The following is a 23115-nucleotide window of genomic DNA, read 5'->3' on the forward strand; positions in this document are numbered from 1 at the left end:
GCCGAGGTGGTCAGGGCACACGCATCCAGGCGGCGCGCGACCTGCTGGCTGACGCGCACCACATCCGGTGTACTTTCCAGCCAGACGCTGCCGCTGCAGCTGTCACTGAGCGGGCGCGGGGCGGGGCGGGCGAGGCCGCGCGTGGCAACACCTGTGCCGGTGCGTTTTGGCTGACCGCCGCCAGACTGGCGGTGAGCAGGGACGACAACATCTGTACCTGCACCACCGCCACCGCCAGGCGCAGCGTATTTTGCAGCAACTGCACCGTGGCGCGGGTGGCCGGTTGCAGACCCTGCCTATCGCGCTGGCGGTCCTGACGGACCAGCGCGCTGTCCAGCCGGTCGGCCAGCTGGACTATCTGGTGCTGGAGTGCACCGGGCTGCGGGGAGACCGGCGCGCGTGCCCGGTTTTTTATCTGCTCAGGTTGGGGGTAAGCCCGCAGGCGCTGTATGCCCTGAAAAATCCCCTTGAAGGCCAGCGCCAGGCGGTCGGGAGTGGTGATAAGCCCCTGGATATTGCCGCGCAGGGCGGTGAACGAGGCGATAAAGCTCTGCATATCGGCCAGCAGCCCCAGACCATTGAGGGCGCTTTCCAGCATGTTGGCTTTCTCGTTGACGCACGCCATCAACACCTGTGCGTCATGCAGCGAGGTCTGCCAGCCGTCAGCCAGGGTGGAAAACAGTGAGGCCAGCGTGCCGTCGCCCTGGCGATTGACCACCCCGGCGGTATCCTGCGCTACCGTAGGGGCGGTCTCATCGGCCACCGGTACCACCGTGACGGTAAACTCCACCAGACGCTGGTTATCGACGCTGTAGCGGCTTTCAAAGTGTTCAACCAGCACCGACAGCGTACCCCAGTCCGGGTGCAACAGCTTGCCCGGTCCCGGCGCATTCAGCGCCTGCGTCAGCCGTACCCGTTGTGCCTGCGCATCATCGCCGGTCAGTGACAGGGTGAAGGTGTGCTCAGGCAGTTTTTCCCTAAATCGTCCGCCCCGCCATGTTCACGCAGCGGATATTCCCGCCGCACCACCCGGCGACCGCCGCGACTGCGCTGCTCTTTGTAAACCCAGAAAGGCACGCCGCGAAAGCGGCCCTGACCGGTATTTTTCATCTGCGCACCTCAATAAATACGGTAGTTGTCGCCGTTATACACATCCAGAGTTAACCCAAAGGCGTTACTGTCGGTGACGGCGCTGTTTTGCAGCACCAGTCCCGGGGCCAGCGCAATACGCATGTCCGCCTGGGCTTTCACGGACGGCTGCACCGTCTGTTGCTCGTCCTTCCTGTCCCACCGGGCGTAGATATCGCCCAACCAGCCGCCGAGTTTTTCGCCGAGCACACTACCGAGCATCGAGCCAGCCACCGCCCCTATCGGGCCACCGATGGCGCCGACGAGTCCGCCCGCTGTCGCACCGGTAGCCGAACCTAGCGCACCGCCTTTATCCTCGGCGCTGGCATTCTTATCCAGCAGCGTCGGGGCCAGCGACAACGCCGTCAGCGCCGGCCCGCCCAGGCGCATTGCGCCGCGACCGAGCGCCCCGGCAGACCGTCCCAGCCAGCCGGTGAAACCGGTGAGCTGCGCCGTTACCCCACCCAGCAGGCCGCATGCCCGCTGTCCCACACCGGACAGCCAGCGTCCGGCCGTGCTCACGCCCGGTATCCGGCTTAACCGTGCGCCGGTGCGATTGACCATGCCGCCAAAGAAGCCTGAGACGGCGGAGGCCGCCCGCCCCAGGCGGGAGCGCGGCACCGGGGCCGCTGGACGGCCAGGGCGCATGCGGGAGCCTTTACGGCGGGTGCGACCGTTGCCATCGACATCAGTCTCACTGCCACCCCCGACGCCGCCCGCCGGCCAGTTGGTGACAAACACGCTCACCGGCGCGCCCAGACCGCCACCCATCGCAAACGGTGCGGGACCAGGCAAAGCCGCCGGGGCATTTTTGCCGCGCCCCCGCCACCACCGATAAGCCCGCCACGGGTAACGCACCGGTGCACTGGCCAGCCCCCAGGCGGGACGGGCTATCGCCATGCCGACACGGGCCAGTTTCGAGGCGACATAAATCGCCAGAATGGCCCTGGCCGTATTGGCGGCGTATTTGCCGATACTGTCGATAGTCTCGCCGTAGCCAGCCAAGCGCCACGCCATCAGCTCGGTGTTGACCCGGTTAAGGCCATTTTTAAACAGCGTGACGCCACGGCGGGCGCTGTCGAATACCCCGTTAAAACGACTGGCCAGCCTGTCGGCCCATTGGTCCTGCAAACCGCTTTCCTGCCCCTCACCGGCAAAATCCAGAAAGTCTTTTAACTCGGTTTTAAGCCGTTTAAATGGCCCTTGATTCATCACCTTGACGGCGAACTGCTGCCAGACATCGCCCAGTTGGGAAGTGAGTCCCGTCCAGGAGTTCATGGCGTCTTTCTGCGCCCCTTTAGCCTGCTCGCGCAGCGTCTGGAACAACAATTCAATGGATTTTGGCCCAAGTAACCCTTTTTCACCCTGTGTGGTCAGTTCGTTACGGCTTTTGCCGAGCTTTTCCGCCAGTACGCTATAGACATCAATGCCGTAGCCGGTGAGCAGGCTCGCGTCCTGAGCCTGGATGCTCTTGCGCGAATACATCTGTTTAAGCTGAAGGGAAGCGCCCTGGGCTTCCGGCAACGTCCAGCCGTGCCGTGCACCCTGGTCTTCCAGCATCGTAATAAAGTGGCGCGCTTCCTCACGACTCATGCCAAACCCCCGACTGGAGGCGTATTCCTGCACCACCCCTTGCAATCCCCAGGTGGTGTCCCTGGCATTCTGTATCGCCCATTTCAGGTCGGCGTCGGTCTGGGCTTTATCGTGATGGTTCAGTGAGTTCAGGCGAATGGTGTAGTTTTCCCGCCGGGTCGATAAAGGCTTTTTTTCAGGCCATACAGCGCCGCGCCCCCGGCCAGCAGCCCGTAAAGGCGCGCTACGCCGCCATAGGCCGCTTTGGCGCGCGTCTCCAGATGGTCAAAACCGGATGACACCGACGCCAGCCCCAGGCGCAGACCGCTAAAGGTGCGCTGGCCCTGATGGCCCAGCCGGTCAAGCTGACTCCCCAGGCTATTCGCCCGAAGACCAAGACCGTGCAGGGATGCGCCGCCTTGCCGCCCCATGCCGACCAGACTTTGACCAAACAGCCGCGCCTGCCGGAGCAGGTTGCCCAGCAGGTCAACAATCACTGACGCTTTTATCTGCTTTCCGGCCATCGTTTACTCACGCTGTAATAAGTGGGTGGCTTGCTGGCAGTGCCGGTAAAGCCGGATTAACGGCAGGGAAAGCGCCCAGTCCATGCCCGACTTGGTGGATGTGGCGAGCATCAGCGCCGCTTCCTCAATGTTTTCCCGACACTGCATCCAGTCGCCCCGAATCAGCCGCCAGCTGGCCGGCCAGCACGCTGCCGCCCAGACGCTGGGCGATGATAAGGCGTTCAATATAGCGCGCCGACAGACTTTTCAGTTGCAGCAGCGACAACGGGCCGTTGAGGTTGCCCAGCCAGGCAACCTGCCGGCGCAGCAGCTCAAATTCGACCATCGCCGGCGAACGCACTAATTCCGAGCCGTTAGCCGTCTGCACCACCCGCTCTGCGGCCAGCTCAGCATCAATAATGTCCTTGCCGGTTAATGGCCGCAGGGTAACGTCCGTGTGGCGCTGTTCGTCGTCACCGCTGCCGGTGACCAGACCCAGTTGCCCGCGCGCTAGTTCGTCGGCGACGCTGGTGATATCCGGCGACACTCCTTCAACCTCGTGGGCCGCCGTCGCCAGGGTTTCCATGCTATCGGTCATACTCGCTCCTTACGCCACACGCTGGCTGCGAATGGCGGTAAATTTGGCGGAGATTTCTCCCGCGTCCGTCAGGGACTCTTCCCCGTTGCTCCAGGCGTTGGTCATCATAGTGCGTTGCGCCGGAATCGGCTTCAAACTCCAGCGTCACATCGTACCAGCCGTTGATGACATCCACGCTCAGATCACCCCGTGCCGGAAATTTGCATTCCAGCGTGGCGGCGCGAGGTGTCGATTTGTAGCCGTAGACGCGCGCCGGTCACTTCCATCAATCAGAATCTTTTAGCTATCACATATCTCAGAGCTCAATTAATACAGCCAAGATACTAGATAAGCTGACTGCGGAACAACGCAGAGAGATTTTACAGAGGTATGGTATTGACGAGGAATATAGTAAAGATACGATAAATCAACCTGTTAGCCAGCATAAAAAGGAAGCTGGCTGATATTATCCATCGGCTAGCAACACGATTTTAGCAAAAAAATGGCTCAATGATCACCGAAAGGAACAAGAAAAATTACCACTAAAGGTAGTTTGAATGTGTTTTGAAGATAGTTTGAGACGATTTTACATGGATCAGTTTGTTTGCTTAATTTTATCTTTTAGCTATTAAATGGATCACTTTGCAGCTCCAATGTAACATTGATTAAAATTACGCCAACTTGAGAATTACCTCCTGATTTACTTAGTTTTTATCCCACCAGATCCCGCGAATTCCCGGATATTCCCGTTATACCTATTGGATCACTTTAGGTAAGTCTCCACATCGGAGCGTTAGCGCGCCCCGCTTCTGCTATGATAAATCTGCCGCCCCGCCGAAATTTTGCTTGTTTCCTTGCGACTCGCAAGTAACATAGCAACACTCCGGTCTGGGGAACTGTATAAACTCACTTCTTCTATATATAGAGATATTTATGAGCGTAGTGCCTGTAGCGGACGTACTGCACGGTCGCGTCGCGGTTGACAGCGAAGTCACCGTACGTGGTTGGGTGCGTACCCGAAGAGATTCAAAAGCCGGTCTTTCCTTTGTTGCCGTTTATGACGGTTCCTGCTTTAATCCCGTTCAGGCTGTCGTCAATAATTCTCTGAATAATTATCAGGATGAAGTGCTGCACCTGACCACCGGCTGTTCAGTGATCGTGACTGGAACCGTCGTGGCCTCGCCGGGCCAGGGCCAGGCGTTTGAGATCCAGGTAACGCGCGTGAAAGTGACCGGCTGGGTGGTCGATCCCGACACCTATCCGATGGCGGCGAAACGCCACAGCATCGAATACCTGCGCGAAGTGGCGCACCTGCGTCCGCGCACCAATCTGATCGGCGCCGTGGCGCGCGTGCGTCATACCCTGGCGCAGACGCTGCATCGCTTTTTCCATGAGAACGGCTATTTCTGGGTCTCAACGCCGCTGATTACCTCCTCCGATACCGAAGGTGCCGGCGCAATGTTCCGCGTCTCGACGCTGGATCTGGAAAACCTGCCGCGCACCCCGCAGGGCGCCGTCGACTTTAACGAAGATTTCTTCGGCAAAGAGGCGTTCCTGACCGTATCCGGTCAGCTCAACGGCGAAACCTACGCCTGCGCGCTGTCGAAGATCTACACCTTCGGCCCGACCTTCCGCGCAGAAAACTCCAATACCAGCCGCCATCTGGCGGAGTTCTGGATGTTGGAGCCGGAAATCGCATTCGCCACGCTGGACGACGCCGCCGCGCTCGCCGAAGCGATGCTGAAGTATGTCTTTAAAACGGTACTGGACGAGCGCGCCGACGATATGGCCTTCTTTGCCGAGCGCGTGGATAAAGAGGTGGTAGATCGCCTGCAGCGCTTTATCTCCACCGACTTTGCGCAGGTGAATTACACCGACGCCATCACCATTCTGGAAAACTGCGGCCAGACCTTTGAAAACCCTGTTTCCTGGGGCATCGACCTCTCCTCTGAGCACGAGCGCTACCTTGCCGAGCAGCACTTCAAGGCGCCGGTGGTAGTGAAAAACTATCCGAAAGATATCAAAGCGTTTTATATGCGTCTTAACGACGACCAGAAAACCGTGGCAGCGATGGACGTGCTGGCGCCGGGCATCGGCGAAATCATCGGCGGCTCGCAGCGCGAAGAGCGCCTCGATGTGCTGGACACGCGTCTGGAAGAGATGGGCCTAAATAAAGAAGATTACTGGTGGTATCGCGACCTGCGTCGATACGGCACCGTTCCGCATTCAGGTTTTGGTCTCGGCTTTGAACGTTTAATCGCCTATGTCACTGGCGTACAAAATGTAAGAGACGTTATCCCTTTCCCGCGCACGCCGCGCAATGCGAATTTCTAATATGTCCTAATTAATTATAAGAAACTCATATATATTAAAGAGGCCGAACCTGTCGGCCTCTTTTTATTTTTGTAAATTTTGAGTTCTCTCACAAAGTTCCGCCATACTTACAGGTTGTAATATGAATTTTCTTTTGAAACAATATTGCGAGTTAAGTAGCATTTTCCGTGTGGCATATCCTGCTTTGTGATGGAAAGATGCGTGCAGATACAGGAAGGCACCAAACTTCTTTCAGGGTTCCGTAACGGTTTCTTGACGGCAGTGGCAGGTGTCCGAATAAACTCTAATTGAGGGTAATAAATAATGATGAAGCGCAACATTCTTGCAGTGGTTATCCCTGCTCTGCTAGCTGCCGGCACAGCAAACGCAGCAATAGAAATTTATAACAAAGACGGCAACAAACTTGACCTGTACGGTAAAGCTGCTGGTCTGCACTACCTCTCTATTGACGACGACGACAAAAGTTACGTACATTTTGGCTTCAAGGGTGAAACCCAGATTAACGACCAGCTGACCGGTTACGGTCAGTGGGAATACAACGTTCAGGCCAACAACTCTGAAGGTTCTGATACGCAGAACGGCAACCGTACCCTTCTGGGCTTCGCCGGTCTGAAATTCGGCAACGCAGGCTCAATCGACTACGGCCGTAACTACGGCGTGGTGTACGACGCTATCAGCTGGACCGACATACTGCCGGAATTCGGCGGCAACTCTGGCTACTCAGACAACTTCATGAACGGTCGCAGCGCCGACCTGCTGACCTACCGCAACAAAGATTTCTTCGGCCTGGTGGATGGCTGGGACTTTGCGGCTCAGTATCAGTTCCAAAATAAACGTACCGGCATTCGTAGCGCCAACGGCGACGGCTGGGGCCTGTCAACCTCCTACACCTCGCCAATCGGCCTAGGTATTGTAGGCGCATACAGCAACAGCGAGCGTACCTATGAGCAGTCGGCTGGCGTGGCTGACAGCATCGGCGACATGGTTGGTCAGGGCAAACACGCTGAAAACTGGGGTACGGCTATTAAGTATGACGCTAACAACTTACACCTGGCGGCTTACTACGGTGAAACCCGTAACTCTACACCGTTCACCCTCACTACTACTGACAGCACCACTTCTTTCGCTAACAAAGCGCAGAACATCGAGCTGGTTGCACAGTATCAGTTCGACTCCGGTCTGCGTCCGTCTATCGCCTACGTGCAGTCTAAAGGCAAATACATCGAAGGTGTGGGCGATGCTGACCTAGTCAAATACATTGACGTGGGCGCTACCTACTACTTCAACAAAAACATGTCGACCTACATTGACTACCAGATCAACCAGCTGGATTACGACAAAAGCCTGGGTCTGAACACCGGCGACACCTTAGCCGTAGGCTTGGTTTACCAGTTCTAAGTTACGCGTCACAGAAAAACGGAGCCGAGGCTCCGTTTTTTTATGCCTGACATCCGCCTCCGCGGGCCATTTCGCGCCCCGATGCGCTACCACGCGTTTACGTGCGGGCGCCTCGCCGACGATATTTCACCTAAACGGTTGGCAATGCGCGGCGATGACGCTAACCTGAGGACTCATTTCGTTAAAGTTCTCTCTACTGGACACGACTCATGTTTGAATCTATCTCTGCGGCACCGGCCGATCCCATCCTTGGTCTGGCCGATCTGTTTCGCGCCGACGATCGCCCGCACAAAATCAACCTCGGCATCGGCGTCTATAAAGACGAAACCGGCAACACGCCGGTACTGACCAGTGTTAAAAAAGCGGAGCAGTATCTGCTGGAAAACGAAACAACAAAAAACTACCTCAGCATTGATGGCCTAGCCGATTTTGCGCGCTGCACCCAAGAACTGCTGTTTGGCGCAGAGAGCTCGCTGATCGCCACAGGCCGCGTGCGCGCCGCGCAGACGCCGGGCGGCACCGGCGCGCTGCGCGTTGCAGCCGATTTTCTGGCTGCGCAAACCGGCGTCAGGCGCGTCTGGGTGAGCAATCCTAGCTGGCCGAACCATAAGAACGTGTTCAACGCCGCCGGTCTGGAAGTATGCGAATACGCCTATTACGATGCGGAACAGTATCCGCTCGACTTTGACGGCATGCTGGCCGCGCTGCAGGAAGCCAAAGCGGGCGACGTGGTGCTGTTCCACGGCTGCTGCCACAACCCCACCGGCATCGATCCGACCGTAGAGCAGTGGAACCAGCTGGCGCAGCTCTCGCTGGCGAAAGGCTGGCTGCCGCTGTTCGACTTCGCCTATCAGGGGTTCGCCCGCGGCCTGAATGAGGATGCAGAGGGGCTACGCATCTTCGCCGCCGCGCATCAGGAGCTGATTGTTGCCAGCTCCTACTCGAAAAACTTCGGCCTCTATAACGAGCGCGTAGGCGCCATTACGCTGGTCGCCGCCGATGCCACGACGGCGGAAACCGCGTTCAGCCAGGTGAAGTACACTATCCGCGCCAACTACTCCAACCCGCCGGCGCACGGCGCCGCGGTGGTGGCGACCATTCTCAGCAATCAGGCGCTGCGCACTATCTGGGAGCAGGAGCTGACCGATATGCGTCAGCGCATTCAGCGTATGCGTCAGCTGTTCGTCAATACGCTAGCAGAGAAAGGCGCCGCGCGCGATTTCAGCTTTATTATCCAGCAGAACGGCATGTTCTCCTTTAGCGGGCTGACCAAAGATCAGGTTGTCCGCCTGCAGAAAGAGTTTGGCGTCTATGCCGTGAATTCGGGCCGTGTCAACGTGGCGGGTATGACGCCGGACAATATGTCGGCGCTGTGCGAGGCGATTGTCGCGGTACTGTAAGCGGGCAGCGAAAAGCAAAATGGGCCATTACGGCCCATTTTTTCATTGCAGGAAAGGATTGCTGATACGCTCGCGTCCCAGCGTCGACAGGCTGCCGTGGCCAGGTAGAAAGGTCACATCGTCACCCAGTGGCAATAGCTTCTCTTTAATAGAGGCGATAAGAGCCGCATGGCTGCCCTGCGGGAAATCACTGCGGCCGACGCCGCCGTTGAAGATCACATCCCCGGAAACCAGCAGGCGTCCCACGCGATCGAAGAACACGATATGGCCAGGGGTATGGCCCGGCGTATGTAGCACCTCAAGGCTGACCTCGCCCACCTGCACGCTGTCGCCCTCTTCCAGCCAGAGATCCGGCGTAAAAGAGGCGCACTCTGCCAGACCAAACATGCGGCTTTGCGTCGGCAGCGCTTCCAGCCAAAAGGCGTCCAGCTTGTGCGGCCCGACGATAGTCGCCTGATAGTGCGCGGCAAGCTCTGCCGCCGCGCCCACGTGATCCAGATGGCCATGCGTCAGCAGGATCTGCGAGGGCGTTAACGCCAGCTGCTGCAGCGTCTGGATAATTTTTTCCGCTTCGCCGCCGGGATCGACTAGCGCGGCGTCGCGGGTCGCTTCACACCAGATAACGGAACAGTTCTGCGCAAAGGCGGTAACAGGAATAGTGTGGTAGTTCATAATGCTCCATGACCGACGCACGCAGCGTTGCCGGCGTCGTCACCAGTGCCTGAGCGGCTCGGTATCAATTTTATCGTACGTTTTGCCATTAAAAAACTCAGTTTTAAGGGTTTCACCGGTGTGAAGATTGCTGAGCGTCAGCACCCGCGGACGCGACGTTGGAAGCGAGGCCATGGCCACGTTGGGCAGCAACGCCATCCCGGCCGCAGCCGTTCCGCCAAGAAGCAATTTGCGACGTGTTAAGTTAAAACTGGACATGAAAAACGGTTACCTGAGATTAAAGCCAACGAAATGTGCAAAAACCGCACAAGGCCGCACCATAACCGCCAGTCTGAACGGCGTCAACCCGCCGTAGAAAAGTTTGTGCGGCGATCCCGGTCGGGATCGCCATTCTGGAAGGCGTATCGCACGCCGGAGCGTGCGAAACAGCGGTGGAAAATCAACGGTTAGAGTAACAGTTGGCCGGCGCGGGTCAGAACCTGGCTGCCGGAACGAACTGGGTTATCGTAATTGTAAATATCTGTTTGGAACTGCGGCTTGCCGTCATCTGCCACCCAGGCGGTGAGATAGTAAAGATTAACCGGGATGCGATGGCGGATCAGCACATAGCGCGTATCGCCCTGTTTGAGCTGATCCGAGATGCGCGAGTCATTCCAGCCCGCATCCTACAGCAGCAGTCCCGCCAGCTCCGACGCCTTGTTGACGCGCACGCAGCCGGAACTAAGCGTGCGGATATCGCGATGGAACAGCGCATGGTTGGCGTATCATACAGATAAATCGCGTCTGAACTTGGCATATTGAACTTATAGCGGCCCAGCGAGTTCATGTTGCCCGGTGCCCGACACAGGCGATAGGGGAGTGAGGAAGTGGAAACCATACTCCAGTCAATCATGCTAGAGGTAGTCTGGATCCTGCTTCACCTTGGGAATAATATCCTGCCACACCAGCGTGGTGGGCACGTTCCACGGCGGATTAAGCACCACGTTGTTCAGGGCGCTGCGCATCAGCGGCGTTTTGCGATCGGGACGACCAACAATCACGCGCGACGACAGAATTTTGCTGCCTTTAGTCAGCGAGAAGTTGAGAATATTCACCATAATGCCGTTATGCATATCGTCCGGCAGCAGGCGCTGGATATTCAGTGCCAACAGCGCAGCGCGCATCTACGGCGTCGCGTTAAGCCATTCGCGGGTGCGCGCCCCGATGGCGTTGTCCCCAGTTCCTGCCACTGCTGAAAGCGTTTTACCGCCTCCACCAGCGTGGCGTCGTAGACATTATTGTGGCCTCTGTCCGCCGACGCTTTCTGCACGCTGCCTGTGACCTGCGGCGTCTGCGGCGCCAAGTCGCTGACGCTGGCGGTGGAAAGGCTGACTGCCGTGGGCTGCGTGCTCTGGCTGACGGGAACCTGTGCAGTCGGCACCGCGTCATCCGCCGGCATCGGCGCGGCGATCTGGGCCGACAACATGCCGTTGCGACGTAAAATTTCACGCAGCGCGGGCACGTCGTCGCTGACCTGACCCGGGTGCAGCGTCTCGCGGTTCTTCAACTGCGGCCAAGGTCGGGTATCAGCCAGCAGCTGTCTCAGCACGGCACTCATCGGCGCATATACCGACGGCTGCGCCAGCTTGTAGGGCACATTGTTGTAAAACCAGCTTTCGCCCTGCGTCGGCACGCTGGAGACGAACTGCAGATAGCCCAGCATGGCGTCGCTGAGCACGGTGAACGCCCGACATCGCGACTTCCGCCAGCTGCTGCTGGAACTGCTGCACGGCGGCGTGATCCTGTCACATCGGCTGGATATTGTGCGCCGCGTACAGCGAGGCGAGATAAAAAGGCTGCTCTTTGCCGGCAAACGCCTGGCGCAGCCACTGTTGACTCTCGCTGACCGAAACAGCCGTTGAATAGGTGCCGGGTAGTGCTGCAATCACCGCTGCCTGCGTAAGCTGCAGCGGCGAAAAGGCCAGCGCGAGCGCCAGCAGAGAAAATACATATTGATGCGTTTTATTGGTCAGCAACATCCCTGCCCCCTCATTTATTTACCACGTAGCGTTTTCTGTATACGCTGCAACTGGGCTGCTACTTCTGTTCTGAGTATATGAATAAAAAACGGCATTTGCCTCACAGGACAAATGACGTTAACAGATTACCCAAAGCGGTAAACCTTGACCAGATTACGCCTGCTAGTTTTCCTCTTCCAGCGGGGCTTCCGCCTTGCTGTCGCGGCGCGTTGGCGCGGCGTCGGCAGAGAAACCACGCAGGCCGACAACGTGGACGTGTTCCGTATCGTTGAATACCTTACGCATCAGCTTGTAGGTAGTGCCTTTCTCCGGGCTGATATTTTCCGGTGCCGCGATCACCAGCTGCATATCCAGCCTCTCGCACAGTTCGAACAGCGTGGCGATTGAGCGCGAATCAAGTCGCGCCGCCTCATCGAGGAACAGCAGACGACAGGGCGAGATATCCTTGCCGCGCAGGCGACGCGCCTCCTCTTCCCAGCTCTGCACCACCATCACCAGAATCGACATCCCGGTGCCGATCGCCTCGCCGGTGGAGAGCGCCCCGCTCTCGGCGCGCTGCCAGCCGTCGGATCCGCGGTTGACCTCCACCTCCATCTCCAGATAGTTGCGGTAGTCGAGCAGCTCTTCACCGATGGTTTGCGGCGTGCGCTGTCCCATATCGATCTGCAGGTTCAGGCGCTGATAGAGCTTCGCCAGCGCTTCGGAGAAGGTCAGGCGGCTGCTGTTGAAGAGGTCCTGATGCTGCTCATGCTCTTCCGACAGGGTATCCAGCAGCGTGGCGTGCGCCTCGCGCACGTTGACGTTGAGACGCACGCTGCGTACCTGGCCGAAGCTCACCATCTGCAGGCCCTGGTTCAGCTGGCGAATGCGGTTCTGCTCGCGCTGAATTGTTTTGCGAATGATGTTAGAAACGCTGCGCGAACTGATCGCCAGCGTCTTCTCGCGCGCTGTCAGCTCTTCGGTCAGGCGGTTAAGCTCGATCTCCATCTGCTCGATCGCCTCCACTGGGTCGTCAGTGCGAATGATATCCTGGCGGATACGCTCGCGCAGATGCTGACAGACGGCGATAAAGAACTGGATCTTGCGCTCCGGCCGTTTGGGATCTTCCGATAGCCGCAGCACGTCGCGTAGGTGTTCATTATCCGCCACCGCGAGACGCAGCGCGCCCAGCGCCTTATCGGACATGGAACGCAGCTCGTTGCCGCACAGGTAAGCCAGCTCGCGACGATGCAGACGGCGCTCGACGCCGTTCTCTTTCACCAGGCGCAGCACGGCGCACCAGCCCGCTTTGGCGCTGACCACCTGCTCGCGCATGCGATGATAGTCGCGTTCCAGCACGCGCAGCTGCTTCTGCAGGTTCTCCATCGCCGCTTCGCCGAAGGTGAGCTGCTTCTCCAGCTGATTGCGACGCGCGCGGTTGTGGCTCAGCGCGGCGTGAAGCTCGTCGCGGCGGATACGCGCGCGCTCTTCCGCGCTGGCGTCGGCGTGCACGCCTATATCTTGCATCTCCTGCAGCAGCTCTTTGAGCATATCGCGCTTGGTGTCGTGGGAGCTTTTCAGCGACGCCAGTACCTGAGTGTACTGCGTCATCTGCGCCCGGTTTTCGCGCTGGCGTTCGCGCGCGCGGCTGCGCTCCCCTTCCGCTTGCTCCAGCTGACGACGCAGCTTGTCGCTGAGGTCGTTATTGCCGTTCAGCATGCCCGCCGAGTCGCCATAGCTGAAGTGGGCGCGACGCTGCACCACCTCCGTCAGGGCGAACGCCTGCTGGCGCGCGACGCGCTGCTGCTGCTGCGCCTGCTGATAGTCATCCTGCAGCTGTTCGTGCTGTTCCGGGTCGCTCTGCAAGACGCCGATCAGCGACTCGAGCCTGCTGAGCTTCGCGCCGTGCTGATGCAGGAAGCGCGTGGCCTCCTGCGCCTCTTCCACCTGCTCGCAGATCTCTTCGCAGCGACCGGCCAGCGTATCGTCCAGCAGCAGGTTGACGCGCGGCAGCAGGCGGTTCAGCTGCGCCACGCCCTCTTTCGCCTGCTCATACTGCTGGCACTGCTGCTGGTTATCGCTTTCGTGCTGGTTCAGCGCGCGCTCCAGCTCGGCGCGGCGGGCGTTGAGCTGACGGATCTGCGCTTCTGGATCCTCTTCGAACGCCACCGCCAGATAGCTGCCGATAAAGCGGCTAAAGGACTGGTGCAGGCGCTGCGTTTTCTGCACGTCGAACGAGAGTGTGGCGTAGCGTTCCGCCAGGCGATCGCGTTCGTTATGCAGTAGCTCCAGCTGGTTTTCTCGCGCGGCGCGGCCAAACAGCGGCACTTTCGGGAAGCGTGAGTAGCGCCACTGACGCTCCGCAACCTTCACCACGACCGCGCCCTGCAGCTCCTCTACGGCGAACACGCTGTCGTCGAACGACTGCGGATCCCCCTCGATCAGATAGAGATCTTCCGGACACTCTTCCAGGCCGTCGAGCTGCTCGCGCACCAGCGCAAGCTCGGGTACCACGATAGCGTGGCGCGACGGGCCGTAGAGCGCCGAGAAGTAAGGAGCGTCTTCCAGCGTGACGTCGTCGTAGATTTCCGACAGCAGCACCCCGCCGAAGCGCTCCACTAGCTGCGTCAGGCGCGCATCTTCGGCGCCGCCAGGCTGGCTGAGGCGCTCGATCTGGCGCTCGACGTCGCGCTTGCGCGCCGCCACTTCGTCACGCTCCACGGTGGTTTCGCGCTCGCGCTCCAGCAGTAGCTGCATGTATTCGGTAATATGCTGCCTGTTTTCCAGCGCCTCGCCGGTCTGCTCGCTGAGCTGGGTGAGGATCTCCTGCGCCGCCAGCCAGTGCGGCGCGCGCGCCGTCAGCGCCGCGATGCGTTCGCGCAGCGACTCCAGCTCCTGGCGCATCGCCATGCGGCGCTCGCCGGCATCGGCGACGCCAGCGCTCAGCTGCTCAATCTGCGCTTCCAGCTCGTGATGCAGTCCGTCGAGCGCGTCGGCGTCGTAGTGCGCGCCCTGGCGCTTGCAAAACTCCGCCAGCAGCCGTTCGGCCTCCTGCTGTTCGCGCAGGCGCTGCTCCAGCTCATTCAGGCGCAGGCGCAGCGACGAAAGCTGGTCGGCGTAGTGGCGCTGATTGGCAGCGTCGCGCAACAGCTCGCGGCCGGTTTGCCAAGCGTCCTGGCGCGGCACGTTGCCGGCGATGCTGGTGACCAGCGCCAGCGCCTGCTCAAACTGGCTGTGCGCCGCTTCCACCACGCTGAGCTTCTGCTCCATCCGCAGCAGGGTATCCGTCGCTTCCTCTTCCGTTACCTGGAAGCGCACCAGCCACTCGGCGGCGTTATCGCTGGTCAGATCCGGTAGCTGGCACAGGGTGCGAGCGCGCTCCAGCGCCTGCAGCGCTTGCTGATACTGGATGGCGCGCGTCTGCTGCACGTCGAGCGCCTGCTGGAAATTGGCCAGCTGGTTTTTCAGCTCGTCTACTTCCAGCTCCGCCGCCTCGGCGCGCACTTCGTTCTCTTCCTGCACCTCGCGTGCTTGCGCCACCACTTCGTTCTGCTCTTCCAGACGAATGGTCAGCTCGTCGAGGTCAGCCTCGTAGCGCGCGATTTTTTCCTGCTGGCGCATCGCAGTTTGCACCAAGTTGAGATGGTCGCTGGCCGCCTGATAATCCGCTTCCAGATCGTTCTCCGCGCCGCCGTGTTCGGCAAGCTCGCACGCCATTTCAATATGGCGATACTGCTCGGTAGCCAGCTGTTTGCGGCTGGTGAGCAGATCGCGGCGCAGCTGCAGGGCGCCGTCGAGATGGATGCGGCGCTCGTTGGCGTGGAGCATATAGTCCGCCGACACGTAGCTGGTCGCTTCGGAGATCAGGTGCTTAAACAGGTCGCGATCTGACTGGGTGACGCGGATTGCCTCTAGCGTCATGCGGTTTTCGCGCAGCGCCGCTTCCATATCCTGGAACGCCTTGCGCACGCCGCTGTTTTCCGGCAGCAGGTAGTCGCGTAGCGAGCGGGTAATGGCGCTGGAAATGCCGCCGTATAGCGACGCCTCGATCAGGCGATAGAATTTGCTGCGGTCGCCGGCGGAGCGCAGGCGGCGCGGCACGATGCCGTGCTCGAACATCATCGCATGGTAGTCGGTGACCGAGCTGAACTGGCGGAACTGCACTCCTTCATGCGCTTCGACGCGCTCTTTGACTTCGCTCAGCGGCAGCACGCGCGCCTGGCGGCTGTTCATGATCTCGGTCAGCATGTCAGTCGGCTGGCTCTCCATCGGCAGGCCATGAATGCTGAAGGGTTTGATGTCGACTTTTTTATCGCGGCCCGCTATCTGCTGCAGGCGCACGCCCGCCACCACGTGCTGGTATCGCGAGTTGATAACGTCGAGCACCGCATAGCAGACGCCGGCGCGCAGCTTGCCGTGCAGGCCTTTGTCACACGAGCCGCTGGTGGCGCCCGCTTCCGTAGTGTTACGGAAGTGCAGTAGCGTCAGATCGGGGATCAGCGCCGTGACGAAGGCGGCCATGGTGGTGGATTTTCCCGCCCCGTTGCCGCCCGATAAGGTAGTGACTAGCTTGTCGAGATCAAAGGTGCGGGCAAAAAAGCCGTTCCAGTTAATCAGGGTAAGCGATCGAAATTTTCCGCGCTTAATCACGCCTGTTCTTCCTCCGCGCTGTCACTCGCTTCGCCGTCAATATCATCCTGCTCGCTGGCAGCGATGACGCTGTCGAGCGTCATCGCCTCGCCGTCGCGGATCAGGCGCAGCTGCGCCTCATGCGGATCGTCGCCTCTGCGCACGTCGGCGCCAAAGCGGAAGACCGATTCGGTGATGCGAAATTTGCTGCTGTCGTTGCCCATAAACCACACCATGCCGAGACGACGCAGGCGGCTGAGCGACGAGCGCATCTTCTCCTGCAGCCTAGCGCGGTCGAGATCGGAGCCCGTAGAGCGCTGGTTCACCAACTTCAGCAGCTTGCTCTCATCCGCCAGCGTCAGCAGCTCGTCGTAGAGCTCTTGCTGGGTGAAAATGCCCTCGTTCGCCAGGCGCTCCGGGCTGAGGTAGAGATAGCAGAGCAGCTTGCCGACCATCATATCCAGCTCGGGGAGCACCGAGCGCGGGATCAGCGTGGTTGAGCGCGGGCGCAGATAGAAAAAACCTTCTGGCGCGCGGATCAGCTCCACGTTGTAGCGGGCGTAAAACTCCTCCAGGAACGTCTGGTAATCCATCAGAAAAGCGTGCTGGTCCAGCTCTTCGATGCCGACATGGCGGCCCGCGCGCAGCTGACTGTCGAGCGCGGGAAAAATCGGATTGGCCAGTGCCTGTGCCAGCCTAAGCGGCATCACTTGTTCAATACTTGTCGATGACATGTGCCTGCACCTTGGCTCCGTAATCATTAATGGTCTGCCACTCGGCGGGCAGACCGGCTAAATCGGCTTCCGCCACGCCGAGACGCACCGCCTGATCGACGACGATGCACGCCAGATCGAAGTGGTGCACCCAGGGATACTGGGCGAGATAGTCGCGCATCACCGTAGCGAGGTTGAGCGGCTTGCGCTCGGATTTGTAGTTCTGCAGCGCCGCTTCGATCATGGCGGCCAGCTGTTCGCAAATTTCGTTGAACTCTTCATACTCCAGATCGGCGGGCAGTTCGCCCATCACCTCGTCATTGCGCAGCGTCAAGTCTTCGTCGCGCATGTCGAACAGGCGATCGGCGTTGGCGTAGGTCAACACCCAAGGCTGGTCGAAATAGTTCTGTACCGACTGGCGCAGGCGCTGCGCGAAGACGCGGTTCTTGTCCATGTCGATAGCGGTTCGGATAAATTTGTGCACGTGGCGGTCGTAGCCGATCCAGAGATCGATCGCCTGCTGGCCCCAGCTGATGATACGGTCGAGCTTGCTTTGCAGGTCAAACACCAGCTTGTCGACAAAACCGAGATCGGGACTGCTGAGCGTGGCGTCCTGAATGCGCAGCAGGTTGGCCTGCAGCTTGTCGCCCGCCGCTTCCAGCGTGTCCTGCAGCTCGCGCAGCGTGCCGGAGGTTTCCGACAGCAGCATTTCGCAACTGGAGATAGCCGCGCGCCAGTCTTTGTTCAGCAGGTCGGCGATATCCTGCTTGACCGCCTGCTGCTGTTCATCCATCAGACGCTGCGTCATGTCGATGCTGTCGAAGATCTCTGCCACTGAATATTTCAACTGCGCGAAGACGTTGCGATGCCAGTGGAACTCGTCGCCATCTTCCTCCGCGGCGTCCGCGGCGCGCTTCAGCTCGCCCGCCACGATCGACAGCTGCACCGACAGGCGCAGGGTCGATAACTCGCGCTGGCGGATGTAGTAGTCGGTGATGCCGATGGCCAGCGGCGTCAGGCGGTAAATGGCCTGCCCTTCCGTCATCTCGCTGGTGAAGCGGTTGATCAGGCGCTGGCGCACCATGTCGTTGATGGCGTTGTTGGCGCGCACCACGACAGTTTCATGGGTTTGTTCAAACGCTTTGCTGACGTGATGAAAGGCGTCGATCAGCTCACCCTCTCTCATTTCGCCATCCATGCGCTCGCCGTTGAGGGTCGCGATGGCCAGCAAAAAGGCCAGACGATCGACCGGCAGCACAAGGGAAAAGTCATTTTTGCGCGCCCAGCTGACCAGCTCGGGTACCGTCTGGGAAAATTCACTCATAGTTCGTCCTTCTGCCCTGGTTTACGCGCGGTCACGTGGATATAGCGTCCCAAGCTTAAAAAGGATTCCTGGCGGCAGTAACGCCGCTCCATCTCAAGAATGCTCGCATCGCCGCCGCCGTCCGCCGGCGGGGCTTTCATGTAGTCGCTGAAGACGCGCACGCCGGTGCGCTGCTCAATCTCAAAGCCGCATGCGGTAAGCCAGCGGTAGACATCTTCAGGATCGCGCGGGAAGTCCGGCGACAGAGAGCGCTTTTTCTGCTTCACCATATTGACCCGCAGATAGCCGAAGTTGCCCAGCGTCAGATTGCGAAACACCAGACTGTTGCGGTTAAAGAACATCAGCAACATCACGCCGCCCGGACGCAGCGCGTCAAACAGCGCCTGCAGCGCTTTCTCCGGCTCAGCGACCCACTCAAGCACAGCGTGAAACAATACCAGATCCACCGGCGTATCCAAATGCTCGCCCACCTGCTGCGCGCCGATTTGTCTGAATTGCATGTGGTCGCTCACACCCTGCGCCTCGGCATGCTGCCGCGCCCGGCGCAGTATCTCGCCGGAGAGATCACACAGCAGAATTTGATGGCCGCGCTGCGCCAGCCCTCTGGAGATTCGTCCCAGCCCGCCGCCGGCATCCAGCACGCACAGTGGATCCGTGCCGAGGGTGAGCAGAATTGCCTCCAGCTCATCCCAGAGGATCGCCTGCCGCATGAACGCCTTGGTGGTGCCGTAAATATTTTGCGAAAATTTTTCCGCGAGATTGTCGAAGTTACGATCCTGCATCGTGGACTCCGGTTTGCTGCGCTCAGACTTGTGCTATTTTGTCACAGGCTCAACAAGAATGAACCTTTCATCCCCTTCTTCCTTTCCGGCTGCTGTTTTTTCGGACAACAGGAGAGTTTTGCCGATGTTTTTTGCACTGAAAAAGCTGGTGGGCGGCCTGATGATGTCTTTACTGCTGCTGCTGATCATGGCGGCGGGTATTTTGCTACTTTGGTCGGGTCGTTGGCAAAAAAGCGGCAAAATAGTGGTCTCCGTCAGCTGGGCACTGCTGTTATGTTGCTGCTGAGCCTGCAGCCGGTCGCCTGCTGCAGTCGCTGGAGTCGCTGGAGTCGCGCTATCCCACCTGGAGCGGCGAGGAGAAGGTCGATTATATCGTGGTGCTGGGCGACGGCGATACCTTTAATCCCGGCTGGGCGCCCAGCTCCAATCTTATCGGCAATAACCTGCCGCGGGTGGCCGAAGGCGTCAGACAGTGGCGGCGCTATCAGGAGGCGACAATGATTTTTACCGGCGCCGCCGGCGGCGCGAATCCGGTCAGCAACGCGGCGGTCGCCGCCAGCCTGGGCGTGCCGGAAAATCGCATGATTGTGCTGGATCGGCCGAAGGATACTGAACAGGATGCGGGCGCGGTGCGCGGCGTGGTCGGGCAGCAGCCTTTCCTGCTGGTCACCTTCGCCAATCATATGGCGCGCGCTGACGTTCTTCCATGCTGCCGGGCTCGCGCCCATAGCCGCGCCCGCCAACCAGTTGGCGATCAGCTCACCGCTTAACTAGTGGGAGCGCGTCATCCCGTCGCCGCTCTGGCTGAGCCACAGCGACCGCGTGGTCTATGAGACGCTGGGTCAGGCGTGGCAGCGGTTAAAGGGCGATAGCGAGCCTTCAGCCGAGCCAGGGAAGTAGCTGCGCGCAGGCGCGGTCGAAGCGCGGGCGATCGAATCGCCCATTCTGCACCAGCTCGTCGATGCAGTCCCAGAGCTGGTAAAGCCAGCGTCGCCAGAGAAAGCCTTCAGAAACCGGCGCGCACTGCAGGTAGTGCTGCAACAGCATCTGCTCCATGGGCGTGTCGCCGAGGTGAATAAGCTCATACTCACGCGGCCCCCACAGGATGGTGCCGGGCTGCGTCATCGCCAGCAGCTGATCGCTGCGCGCGTTTTTAATCAGGCTGGTCAGCCGCAGGTTGCCGTGCAGCATCACGCAGGCATCGTCAAAATCGCGGAAAAGTCGCGCCAGCTGCTGGCGGCTGCGAAACAGCATCTGCCGGTCGGCAAGGGTAAAGGCGAGCGGTCGCAGATAGCTGAGGGTTGACCACAGCACCTCGACGCGCTGCTGAAACCAGGCGGGCCAGCTGTTTTGCTGGGTGCTGTCGACGGTGCCGACCAGGCCGTGGCTGCTGATGCGATGCCAGGCCAGCAGCCCTTTCACCACCTCTTCGCACAGCTGCTGCCGGCAGGCGGCGTCGCGGGGGGGCGCTTCGGCCGAGACGCCCTCCAGACGCGCCATCAGCAGCATCTCATGCACCGGCGGCTGCTGGCTCAGCACCAGCCCATAGACCGCCGGCACCTTGATCAGCCCTTCATGGCCAAGCAGCGCCAGCTTTTTCGCCTCTAGCGCGGCGCGGCCCTGATAGCGGAAATATTTCGCTACCAGCGGCATCGGTTTGTCCTGGCGGTCATAGAGCGCATACAGCCGCGTCGACGGCTGCTCGCTGATGGTTTCGAGTCGGCTGACCGTCTCGCCCAGCACCAGCGACAGTTCAGATTTAAGACTTTCCATGCATTCTCCTCAAGGAAAAACGTCACACCATCCTGAGGGCCTTCACAGACGGAAGCAGGGAAACAGATCAATAAAAGCGTCGGGGAGACCTCCCCAACGCCGTCAGCCCTGCATAGCAGCGCGTATGCGCGCCAGATCTTCAGGCGTGTCCACGCCGACGACCGGCACCGTTTCCGCCACGGCAACGTGAATCTTTTCGCCATACCAGAGCACGCGCAGCTGCTCCAGCAGTTCGATACGCTCCAGCGGACATGGCGCCCAAGAGACGTAGCGACGAATAAAACCGGCGCGGTAGGCGTAGATGCCGATGTGGCGCAGCAGCGTGTCGCCGATCGCCTCGCGCGAGGCGGCATAGCGCTCGCGGTCCCAAGGAATGGTGGCGCGGGAGAAATAGAGCGCGTAGCCCTGTGCGCCCATCACCACCTTCACCGCGTTCGGGTTAAAGGCCTCTTCCGCATCGTGAATCGGCACTGCCAGCGTCGCCATGCCCGCCTGCGCGCCGGCCAGATTTGCCGCTACCTGCCGCACGATTCCCGGCGGGATCTGCGGCTCGTCGCCCTGCACGTTAACGATGATTTCGTCGTCGGCGAACCGGCAAGCCTCAATCACCTCCGCCAGGCGTTCGGTGCCAGACTGATGGTCGGCGCGGGTTATGCAGACCTCGCCGCCGGCCGCTTCCACCGCCGCCTTGACGTCAGGATGATCCGTCGCGACGATGACGCGCTGCGCGTCCGATTCACGCGCCCGCTCCATTACGTGTACGACCATCGGCTTACCGGCGATATCGACCAGCGGTTTGCCGGGCAGCCGTGTTGAAGCATAGCGCGCAGGAATAATCGCCGTGAAACTCATGGATGGATCTCTTCGACCGAGAGCGTGCGCGCTTCGTTTTCCAGCAGCACCGGAATGCCGTCGCGCACCGGGAAGGCGAGCGCGTCAGGTTTACAGATTAGCTCCTGCTGCGTATTGTTGTAGTAGAGCTTGCCGTTGCATACCGGGCAGGCAACGATTTCAAGTAAACGGTGATCCATAAATCCTCCATCACGGACCGATTGCGTAAGGCGCTAAGAATACCATAGCGCAGTGTTTCAGCGTGCGCGGAAAGCGCCGACGAATCTGCGGCGCAGACCGCAAAACTCAGGAATCGAGCGGCCAGTGCAGCAGCTGCAGCGCAGCAGGCATCTGCTCAAAGTTGACGCGCTCCGCCTCCTGCCACGCGGCGAAGCGGCTAATCGCCTGCTGGATATCCCTGGCAAAGGCGGCGCTGACGCGCATGTCCGGCTCCAGCCAGACGTTTTTGATCGACAGCAGCCGCGACTTGCGCAGCATGCGCACATACAGCCGCGCCTTGATTGCGCCGCGATGCAGCACGGGCAGCACGAAATAGCCATATTTCCGCGTCGCCTCCGGCGTATAGCATTCGAGCGGTAGTCGAAACCAAACAGTTCCGGCGCGCGGCGGCGATCCCAGACCAGCGGATCGAACGGCGACAGCACCGCGCTGTGGGTCGCCCGCAGCGGCAGCAGATCGCGATGTAGCCACATCTCGCCTAGCTCGGCGACCTCGACTGGCAGGATCTCTCCCGCCTGCTGCGCGTACTGCAGGAAGGCCGGCAGCCAAGCGGCGCAAAAGATGCCTAAGCTGTGCGCTGTTGCGCAGCATCTCCCTCTGCGCGTCCGCCTCGCTGAGGGCATGCAGCACATCCTGCCATTCCTGTAGCACGCGCGTGTGCAGATCGTAAACCTGTTGAAAATTACGCCACTCGCTGACCATCAGTTCGCCCGCGCTGAAGATGTTTTCCAGATGGCGCTTGTGCGGCTTCCACGCCTACCAGCCCGGCTTATGATGCTGGACGCTGGTGAAATCGGCGGCGCGAACCGGCCTATGCTCCTTGATATGCTGCAGCAGCGCGGCGATCTCCTGCTGATGATCGCGCATCCACTAGGCGTTATATTTCCAGCCCAGCCGTTCCGGCTCCAGCATGCAGTGCCACAGCAGACGGTAATCTTCGCACGGCACGAAGCAGGCCTCGTGCCCCTAGTATTCAAAGAGTTCGCCCTGCGCCAGCACATGCTCCAGCCAGCCCGTGGGGTCGCTGCCGAGGCGGCCGAACAGCAACAGGTAAGGGCTGCGCGCCACCACATGAATTGTGTCGATTTGCAGCAGCGACATGCGTCGAATGCAGGCGAGCAGATCGGCGTAGCGGGCGCGCCGGGCAGGCGTACGCAGCAGTCCCTGCGCCGCCAGATGAAGGTGTCGTGCCTGTTGCAGCGAAAGCGTCCTGTTCATTCCCTGCCCGCCTGTGACGAGAGG

Annotated in this window: 16 protein-coding genes and 6 pseudogenes; 4 read left to right on the plus strand and 18 right to left on the minus strand. The window is 60.0% G+C overall.

Annotation, left to right across the window (positions count from 1 at the left end; all coding sequences use genetic code 11):
• Positions 1–10: 10 nt before the first annotated feature.
• The 7 genes and pseudogenes from EIO60_RS04315 to EIO60_RS16520 form a co-directional block, all read right to left on the minus strand.
• Positions 11–868, minus strand: coding sequence for a hypothetical protein (locus tag EIO60_RS04315; RefSeq protein WP_258575989.1), 858 nt, complete (start codon positions 866–868; stop codon positions 11–13).
• 30 nt (positions 869–898) lie between these two features.
• Positions 899–970, minus strand: a pseudogene (locus tag EIO60_RS16515) (hypothetical protein); the annotation flags it as partial.
• A complete protein-coding gene (locus EIO60_RS04320) occupies positions 940–1110 on the minus strand; it encodes a DNA circularization N-terminal domain-containing protein (RefSeq protein ID WP_258575990.1) in 171 nt (56 codons plus the stop codon). The pseudogene EIO60_RS16515 and the gene EIO60_RS04320, both read right to left, overlap by 31 nt.
• A 9-nt stretch (positions 1111–1119) precedes the next feature.
• Positions 1120–2859 (minus strand): tape measure protein, encoded by a 1740-nt coding sequence (locus EIO60_RS04325; protein ID WP_309484688.1) that lies wholly within the window; start codon positions 2857–2859, stop codon positions 1120–1122.
• The gene (locus EIO60_RS04330; RefSeq protein ID WP_258575991.1) at positions 2850–3224 is read right to left on the minus strand and encodes a hypothetical protein; all 375 of its coding nucleotides are present in this window, start codon (positions 3222–3224) and stop codon (positions 2850–2852) included. The genes EIO60_RS04325 and EIO60_RS04330 overlap by 10 nt, the downstream gene beginning before the upstream one ends.
• 124 nt (positions 3225–3348) lie before the next feature.
• Positions 3349–3801, minus strand: a complete 453-nt coding sequence (locus EIO60_RS04335; RefSeq protein ID WP_258575992.1) for a phage tail assembly protein — start codon at positions 3799–3801, stop codon at positions 3349–3351.
• A 166-nt stretch (positions 3802–3967) separates the two neighbouring features.
• Positions 3968–4012, minus strand: a pseudogene (locus EIO60_RS16520) (hypothetical protein); the annotation flags it as partial.
• Between the two features lie 701 nt (positions 4013–4713).
• On the opposite strand from EIO60_RS16520, the gene asnS reads away from it, so the two are divergent.
• The 3 genes from asnS to EIO60_RS04350 all read left to right on the plus strand — a co-directional run bounded on the left by asnS (position 4714) and on the right by EIO60_RS04350 (position 8912).
• Positions 4714–6114, plus strand: a complete 1401-nt coding sequence (gene asnS, locus EIO60_RS04340; protein ID WP_258575993.1) for an asparagine--tRNA ligase — start codon at positions 4714–4716, stop codon at positions 6112–6114.
• A 303-nt stretch (positions 6115–6417) separates the two neighbouring features.
• Positions 6418–7512: a porin gene (locus tag EIO60_RS04345; protein ID WP_309484684.1), complete on the plus strand. Its 1095-nt coding sequence runs from the start codon at positions 6418–6420 to the stop codon at positions 7510–7512.
• 209 nt (positions 7513–7721) lie between these two features.
• On the plus strand, positions 7722–8912 hold the full coding sequence (locus EIO60_RS04350; RefSeq protein WP_258575994.1) for an amino acid aminotransferase: 1191 nt from the start codon (positions 7722–7724) through the stop codon (positions 8910–8912).
• Between the two features lie 42 nt (positions 8913–8954).
• Here EIO60_RS04350 and EIO60_RS04355 read toward each other — a convergent pair whose 3' ends face one another.
• The 7 genes and pseudogenes from EIO60_RS04355 to cmoM all read right to left on the minus strand — a co-directional run bounded on the left by EIO60_RS04355 (position 8955) and on the right by cmoM (position 19029).
• On the minus strand, positions 8955–9584 hold the full coding sequence (locus EIO60_RS04355; protein WP_258575995.1) for an MBL fold metallo-hydrolase: 630 nt from the start codon (positions 9582–9584) through the stop codon (positions 8955–8957).
• 42 nt (positions 9585–9626) lie between these two features.
• Positions 9627–9842 (minus strand): annotated as a pseudogene (locus EIO60_RS04360) (hypothetical protein); the annotation flags it as partial.
• A gap of 188 nt (positions 9843–10030) precedes the next feature.
• Positions 10031–11602, minus strand: a pseudogene (locus EIO60_RS04365) (L,D-transpeptidase family protein).
• Positions 11603–11764: 162 nt separating this feature from the next.
• Positions 11765–16231: a chromosome partition protein MukB gene (mukB, locus tag EIO60_RS04370; RefSeq protein ID WP_258575996.1), complete on the minus strand. Its 4467-nt coding sequence runs from the start codon at positions 16229–16231 to the stop codon at positions 11765–11767.
• On the minus strand, positions 16228–16944 hold the full coding sequence (gene mukE, locus EIO60_RS04375; protein ID WP_258575997.1) for a chromosome partition protein MukE: 717 nt from the start codon (positions 16942–16944) through the stop codon (positions 16228–16230). The genes mukB and mukE overlap by 4 nt, the downstream gene beginning before the upstream one ends.
• Positions 16925–18247 carry a chromosome partition protein MukF gene (gene mukF, locus EIO60_RS04380; RefSeq protein ID WP_258575998.1) on the minus strand — a complete coding sequence of 441 codons (1323 nt, stop codon included), beginning with the start codon at positions 18245–18247 and terminating at the stop codon, positions 16925–16927. The genes mukE and mukF overlap by 20 nt, the downstream gene beginning before the upstream one ends.
• Positions 18244–19029 (minus strand): tRNA uridine 5-oxyacetic acid(34) methyltransferase CmoM, encoded by a 786-nt coding sequence (gene cmoM / locus EIO60_RS04385; RefSeq protein WP_258575999.1) that lies wholly within the window; start codon positions 19027–19029, stop codon positions 18244–18246. The genes mukF and cmoM overlap by 4 nt, the downstream gene beginning before the upstream one ends.
• Before the next feature lie 124 nt (positions 19030–19153).
• On the opposite strand from cmoM, the pseudogene elyC reads away from it, so the two are divergent.
• Positions 19154–19929: pseudogene (gene elyC, locus EIO60_RS04390) on the plus strand (envelope biogenesis factor ElyC).
• Here elyC and EIO60_RS04395 read toward each other — a convergent pair.
• The 4 genes and pseudogenes from EIO60_RS04395 to EIO60_RS04410 all read right to left on the minus strand — a co-directional run bounded on the left by EIO60_RS04395 (position 19909) and on the right by EIO60_RS04410 (position 23091).
• On the minus strand, positions 19909–20802 hold the full coding sequence (locus tag EIO60_RS04395; protein WP_258576000.1) for a phosphotransferase: 894 nt from the start codon (positions 20800–20802) through the stop codon (positions 19909–19911). The pseudogene elyC and the gene EIO60_RS04395 sit on opposite strands and share 21 nt — an antisense overlap.
• A 102-nt stretch (positions 20803–20904) precedes the next feature.
• On the minus strand, positions 20905–21654 hold the full coding sequence (kdsB, locus tag EIO60_RS04400; protein ID WP_258576001.1) for a 3-deoxy-manno-octulosonate cytidylyltransferase: 750 nt from the start codon (positions 21652–21654) through the stop codon (positions 20905–20907).
• Positions 21651–21833 carry a Trm112 family protein gene (locus EIO60_RS04405; protein ID WP_258576002.1) on the minus strand — a complete coding sequence of 61 codons (183 nt, stop codon included), beginning with the start codon at positions 21831–21833 and terminating at the stop codon, positions 21651–21653. Before EIO60_RS04405 ends, kdsB begins: the two co-directional genes overlap by 4 nt.
• 106 nt (positions 21834–21939) lie before the next feature.
• Positions 21940–23091: pseudogene (locus EIO60_RS04410) on the minus strand (winged helix-turn-helix domain-containing protein).
• Positions 23092–23115 lie beyond the last annotated feature (24 nt).

Source organism: Candidatus Pantoea persica, from assembly GCF_013753875.1.
Lineage (GTDB): Bacteria > Pseudomonadota > Gammaproteobacteria > Enterobacterales > Enterobacteriaceae > Pantoea > Pantoea persica.

Coding starts and splice junctions, on each gene's coding strand:
- EIO60_RS04405 (WP_258576002.1), bottom strand. CDS start 21,833: ATGGATCACCGTTTACTTGAAATCGTTGCCTGCCCGGTATGCAACGGC.
- EIO60_RS04320 (WP_258575990.1), bottom strand. CDS start 1,110: ATGAAAAATACCGGTCAGGGCCGCTTTCGCGGCGTGCCTTTCTGGGTT.
- cmoM (WP_258575999.1), bottom strand. CDS start 19,029: ATGCAGGATCGTAACTTCGACAATCTCGCGGAAAAATTTTCGCAAAAT.
- EIO60_RS04335 (WP_258575992.1), bottom strand. CDS start 3,801: ATGACCGATAGCATGGAAACCCTGGCGACGGCGGCCCACGAGGTTGAA.
- asnS (WP_258575993.1), top strand. CDS start 4,714: ATGAGCGTAGTGCCTGTAGCGGACGTACTGCACGGTCGCGTCGCGGTT.
- EIO60_RS04395 (WP_258576000.1), bottom strand. CDS start 20,802: ATGGAAAGTCTTAAATCTGAACTGTCGCTGGTGCTGGGCGAGACGGTC.
- kdsB (WP_258576001.1), bottom strand. CDS start 21,654: ATGAGTTTCACGGCGATTATTCCTGCGCGCTATGCTTCAACACGGCTG.
- mukE (WP_258575997.1), bottom strand. CDS start 16,944: ATGTCATCGACAAGTATTGAACAAGTGATGCCGCTTAGGCTGGCACAG.
- EIO60_RS04350 (WP_258575994.1), top strand. CDS start 7,722: ATGTTTGAATCTATCTCTGCGGCACCGGCCGATCCCATCCTTGGTCTG.
- EIO60_RS04330 (WP_258575991.1), bottom strand. CDS start 3,224: ATGGCCGGAAAGCAGATAAAAGCGTCAGTGATTGTTGACCTGCTGGGC.
- EIO60_RS04345 (WP_309484684.1), top strand. CDS start 6,418: ATGATGAAGCGCAACATTCTTGCAGTGGTTATCCCTGCTCTGCTAGCT.
- EIO60_RS04355 (WP_258575995.1), bottom strand. CDS start 9,584: ATGAACTACCACACTATTCCTGTTACCGCCTTTGCGCAGAACTGTTCC.
- mukF (WP_258575998.1), bottom strand. CDS start 18,247: ATGAGTGAATTTTCCCAGACGGTACCCGAGCTGGTCAGCTGGGCGCGC.